This window comes from Bacillota bacterium (assembly GCA_040754675.1).
Lineage (GTDB): Bacteria > Bacillota > Limnochordia > Limnochordales > Geochordaceae > Geochorda.
Genome location: JBFMCJ010000294.1, coordinates 1 through 5060, shown reverse-complemented (window position 1 = coordinate 5060; position 5060 = coordinate 1). Strand labels below are relative to the sequence as shown.

The 5060-nt window shown below is 60.4% G+C and carries 4 protein-coding genes and 1 pseudogene; 4 read left to right on the top strand and 1 reads right to left on the bottom strand.

Features of this window, described 5'->3' with window-relative positions; genetic code table 11:
• Positions 1–783 precede the first annotated feature (783 nt).
• The 4 genes from AB1609_15205 to AB1609_15190 all read left to right on the top strand — a co-directional run bounded on the left by AB1609_15205 (position 784) and on the right by AB1609_15190 (position 3702).
• A complete protein-coding gene (locus AB1609_15205; protein ID MEW6047803.1) occupies positions 784–1734 on the top strand; it encodes an ABC transporter ATP-binding protein in 951 nt (316 codons plus the stop codon).
• Positions 1735–1745: 11 nt separating this feature from the next.
• Positions 1746–2504: an ABC transporter permease gene (locus AB1609_15200; protein ID MEW6047802.1), complete on the top strand. Its 759-nt coding sequence runs from the start codon at positions 1746–1748 to the stop codon at positions 2502–2504.
• 188 nt (positions 2505–2692) lie between these two features.
• Positions 2693–2815, top strand: a complete 123-nt coding sequence (locus AB1609_15195; GenBank protein ID MEW6047801.1) for a hypothetical protein — start codon at positions 2693–2695, stop codon at positions 2813–2815.
• Between the two features lie 278 nt (positions 2816–3093).
• Positions 3094–3702 carry a hypothetical protein gene (locus AB1609_15190; GenBank protein MEW6047800.1) on the top strand — a complete coding sequence of 203 codons (609 nt, stop codon included), beginning with the start codon at positions 3094–3096 and terminating at the stop codon, positions 3700–3702.
• Here the strand turns inward: AB1609_15190 and AB1609_15185 are convergent.
• Positions 3689–4815: pseudogene (locus tag AB1609_15185) on the bottom strand (IS256 family transposase). The gene AB1609_15190 and the pseudogene AB1609_15185 sit on opposite strands and share 14 nt — an antisense overlap.
• Positions 4816–5060 lie beyond the last annotated feature (245 nt).

Below are 5060 nucleotides of genomic sequence, written 5' to 3'. Positions count from 1 at the left end.
GTGGGATGCTGACGGAACGGACGGCGTGCTCGCGGGGCGGCGTTCTCCCCCAACGCCGCCCCGAACCTGCCGGTGGTTGGTGGGCCTTGGTTCGGGGAGCGGGCGTTGTACGACGACGGGCGCCCTGGGAGCAGAGCTTCCTTACCAGGGTTAGGTCCGTAGTGTCCGGAAGAATACCGAAGTAGGTGCCAACTGCTCCCGTTGGTTGGGGCCGTGTTTTCGTCGGAGGAAGGGAGTTCTGCTTTGCCCAACGGAATGTAGAAGGCCGCCCTGGAGAATCAACAGAGGAACGAGACTTCTGTATACGGGCACATCCCGTTATGCGTCGTCAGCGCCAGCCCAGGTCACCCATGAACCTGGGGTCGTCGGAGAACACGACCACCTGTTGGGGCTGGTATGACCTGCCTCAGGCCGATGGGACTCGTTGTCATGGGGGCACTCCGATCCGGACGGAGACGGCGGGAGGACAGGTAGTCCTTGACCGACGGAGGATCTCGGAGTCCACGTACATCCAAGATGCAGGGGTGGTGGTTGCGGGAGTCTACCATATGTGGTAGCATGTGGGTGGATGGCTAGTCCTACCGGATGGGAGGGGTTGTGCCGCATGAGCAAGAGGCAGCATGTTGTCCCGCATGGCAGCAGGTGGGCGGTGATCCGGCTTGTGCACCAGGGGAGTTCTTACCCTGCTGAACCCGTTCAAGGCGATACAAGCCATTCGGCCGGGCATTGAGAAGGCTGCCGGTGGTTGAAGCTGGCTTCCTGTGGGAGGGATCTTCCTTGGATGTGGCGATTGAGTGCTGTAACCTGTATAAGCGTTACGGGCAGATCAGGGCCGCCGATGGGGTTTCTTTTGAGGTGTATCCCGGGCGAGTGTGCGGGCTGCTCGGACCGAACGGGGCCGGGAAAACCACGACTATAAGGATGCTGACCACCGTCATTAAGCCATGCTCTGGTACTGCCCGCGTGTGTGGCTATGACATCATTCGAGACGCTGCGAAAGTGAGGCGCTGTGCTGCCGTCGTGCCTCAGTCCGTGTGGATGAATCATTACCTTTCCGTTTGGGATAACATCCTTGTCTACCTGCTTCTCCGCGGTCTTACCTGGCGTGAAGCCAAGCACCGAGCGTCCTGGGCGGTAGAAGTATTCGGCTTGGAGAAGTACATCAGATTCCGCTGCGAACAGCTCTCCGGGGGTCTGATCCGCAGGGTTCAAGTGGCCCGCACTCTTGCGTCTCCGGCCCAATGCTATTTCCTGGACGAACCGAGCATTGGCCTTGACCCGAAAATGAAAGTGGAGTTTTGGGGACAGCTCTCCGCCTTAGTACGAGCCTCCGGCGGAACAACGCTCATCACCACACACCAGATGGAAGAGGTGGAGGCCCTATGCGACGACGTCATACTGATCGATAAGGGTAGGGTCGTTGCAACTGGGAGCGTTAAGGCACTTACCGAACAGTTGGGCGTGACAACTGCCGAAGTGGATCTGGCGGCAGACCGCAGGCCGCCCGCTGAGGAGTTGGAACGTTTGGGCATGGAATGGGCATGTGAGGGTAACACGCTGCGGCTCCGGTTCAAACGGGGCGCAGAAATGCTACCCAGACTCTTAGCGGCGCTTGATCGGAACGGGATCTCCATCCGGGCCGTGCGTGTTGTGCCGCCCAAGTTCCAGGACATATACCTGGCTTTGGTCGGCGACGCTGAATCCTCGGGCGAAGCACATGAGGCGGGGAAGTAGGTGTTCGCGATATGATCGGAATGGCCTACAGGCAATGGCGACTGTTCCTGGGATCCCCCCATAACGTGGTCGTGCCGCTGTTGGAACCTACTCTGTACTTGCTCATCTTTGGGCAAGTGATGGCCAGCGTTGTTCGCGAAGCCACGTACGCCGGCGGGAGAGTGCAGTATCTCAGCTTCATGCTGCCTGGAATACTCGCCATGGCGGCTTGGCACAGGGGGGTTCACGCGGGCACCCCCATTTACGTTGATCGCGTCACAGGGGAACTGGAGGCTCTGTTTGCGCAGCCTGTGCCGCGCTGGTTCATTCCGGTGTTTAACATCTTGTCGGTTGTCGGGCAAACTGTTCTCTACACGGCAGCGGTACTAGGTGTGGGCAAGGCGATGGGCGTTACTGCGGTATACACCGGGCCCAAACTGGTGTTTATCTTCGCGGAAGTAGTTGCCTTCACCTGGGCTGTGGGTATGACGTTCTCAGCACTGTGTGCCTTGATAAAAAGTCAGGAAGCCTTCAATATCGTGATGAACCTCCTCATATTGCCGTTGGTGTTAACTTCCTCTGCGTTCTACCCCCTCGAGGCCGCTCCCGCGTGGGTTCGTACTGTGGCCGCGGGAAACCCGATCAGCATTGCGGCCGAAGGTCTCCGAGCGGTACTTCTTGGCGGAAACGTGCTGTCTCAGCGGGTGCTTTTCCCTGCGGGATTATCGCTGGTATGGGCGCTCGGTGCTTCCCTGCTCGGTAGCCTCGTGATCTCCCGCGCTGTGCGGTAGCCGTCGGGACTGTCGCCATTAGGCGAAAAGAGGAGCCGACGAGCCAGACGGGAGGGAGAAGTCAGCAACTCGGCACGCGGTCATGGCGGTCTTTGTCAGTCCTGGGCATCCGCGCCTGGGGCTCAGACCATCTTCCACAGTTGCCGCGGTTGCCTTCAGAAGTTGTTCTGCAGCATTGGAGGCACGTCTTGGGGTGGGGGGTTCTGTTGGACATGCGGGTGCCTGACCTGCCGGACAACGTCACGGGGAACCGGCGCTGGTGGGTGCAGGCGGTGCAGTCCCGTGTTACTCTGGTACCGTCAGCCCGGTGAGCTCTTGGGGGGCGGGTATCCCGCGCAGGGTACCGCGGTTCGTGGTGGAGGGCGGCACGGGGGTGCGCAAAGACGTCGAGGCCCTGCCCACGGGGTGCCGTTCGACCGGGAATGTATGTAAGGCGACTGAACGTGCTGGGTGTGGACGCGGGCAAGGTAGGCCGCAACGACCCCTGCCCCTGCGGCAGGGAGGGGGTGGACGGATTCTTACCGGGCAACAGAGGGCGTCAACAGCCCTCCAAGTCCAAGACGCGGATGTGGGAGGGCAGGATTGTTCGATGACCAGAATGGGTCAAAGTACCTGGACGAAAATCCATGTCCTGTTGGTACATTGGGAAGCCGGAAATCTTATCACGGATGAGAGAGTTCCTATTCTTGGCAAGAACAGCGTCGTCAAGGCCTTCCTATTGAACTATGTTCGCTATGGTCTTGCCGAGAAAGTCATCCTTGCGACTTCGCCTGTGTCGCTTGACAGAAAGCTGTACATCTCAGACCTTCTCAGTCGTCGTTCGGGTTTACGTATGCATGTTTCGGTTGGGAACATGATGATGCCCCAATTGATAGAATGGTTCCGGCCTCATGTCATTCACCATCTGGGCGGCCCGCATGTCGTTCCGGCCTTGGCCATTGCGAGATGCTACTCAGGTAAGCGGGACGTAACCATTACAAGCTTCCTGCATGCCTTCAGTTATCCCGACCTCATTCACAATCGCTGGTCCTTGCTTCTTGGTGGGTCATTGCCTTCTGACTGCATTATCTGCCCCAGCCATGCGGCGGCGCTCGTGTATGATCACCTTCTGAACATCCACGCCGAGGAGCTCGGGGGGTTGTCCCGAATGTCGTGGATTCTCGTGGCGGAGCCCCGCTCGTTCTTTAGGCTGTTTTGACCTCCCTGGATGCATCTGGGAACGCCTCTTTCTGGAGAGCTTGGATCAGAAGGGGAATATTACGGTAGCCAGCAATGCGGTGGAGCCGGGACTCAGCTTCCAGTAGGCCCGCCGCCGTCCACCGTAGTACCTGCTCGCCGTTCTGCCAACGCTTCACGTTACGGGCCACCGTGCGCACCGCGTCGAAAGCCGACTCAATGGCGTTGGTGGAGCGAGGCTGCGAGCGAGCAAGTCCGGCAGCGCCAACCTGAGCACCGTGAGCGTCTCCTCGAGCCCTTCCCGCAGGCTGGCCGCGGCACCGGGGTATTGCTTCTCGAGGGCCGAGGCAAGCGCCTGGAGGGCGGTCAGCGCGGCCGCATAGTCGGCCTGGTTGTACGCCCGGTCCAGCTTCCGCTTCACCCACGACCGGGCGTCCTCGGGCAGGTGCTCAAGGACATTACGCACCTTGTGGACCTGGCAGCGCTGCACCACCGCACACTTGCCCAGGACGTCCCTCACAGCCGCCGCGAGGGCCTTGGACCCGTCTATCACCACCAGCAAGGGCTGATCCACCCGCAAACCCCTGCCCGCGAGGTCGGAAAGCAGCGACTTGCACACGACCGAGTTCTCCGTCGCCCCTTCCCAGGTCCCCAGAATGTGCTTGTGGCCACCCAGATCCAACCCCATGGCTGCCACCACGGTGCGCCCGGCCACTACGATGCCGTCTATGAATAGGGCCGCCAAGTTCAACCCGTCAAGCGGCCTGGCCATCAGTTCTCCCAGGGCTTTACGGGTCGCCTCCACGAAGCGGCGGCTGATGGTGCTCTTTGAGGTGCCCAAGTGCCCCACGCCTTCCCCCACGGGTTCCAGCCCACGCCTGTATTGCCGGCAGGAAAGCCCGTGCATTATACGCTCCATGGCGGCCTGGGTGAGCAATCTGGCATCGCGGAAGGCCTCATACGTCTCCAGGCGCACTTCCCGGCCATCCCGCGTGCGTACCCGCGGCCGCTCCACGACAGCCTTCCGTCCTCCCAGGACAACCGACCTCTTCTCAGAGCCGTGCCGTACAGCCTCCCGCCCAGGATTGTGCTTGCCCTTAGCACCCACAACCTGGTTGACTTCCTCTTCCATCATCTGGTGCATGACCTGGAGCCCTACCGTCACGGCCATTGCCAGGAGACCTTCTTTGATGCTACCCATCAGTTGCTCGAGGGTTACGCCGACCCGGCTCGCCACTGTTTCGAGCAAGGTGGTTCCCATGGTGCCCTGTTCGTGGTACGATTCCATCGGTGGCGGTTACCTCCCTTCGTTGAAGCACCCCTGTTATATCACGGGGGTTCGAGGGACCGCCACCTTCAAATTCCACGATTTTCGGGACA

Bases quoted from the DNA above. Each gene is read 5' to 3' on its own strand.
- AB1609_15200 (MEW6047802.1), top strand. From the start codon at position 1,746: ATGATCGGAATGGCCTACAGGCAATGGCGACTGTTCCTGGGATCCCCC.
- AB1609_15190 (MEW6047800.1), top strand. From the start codon at position 3,094: ATGACCAGAATGGGTCAAAGTACCTGGACGAAAATCCATGTCCTGTTG.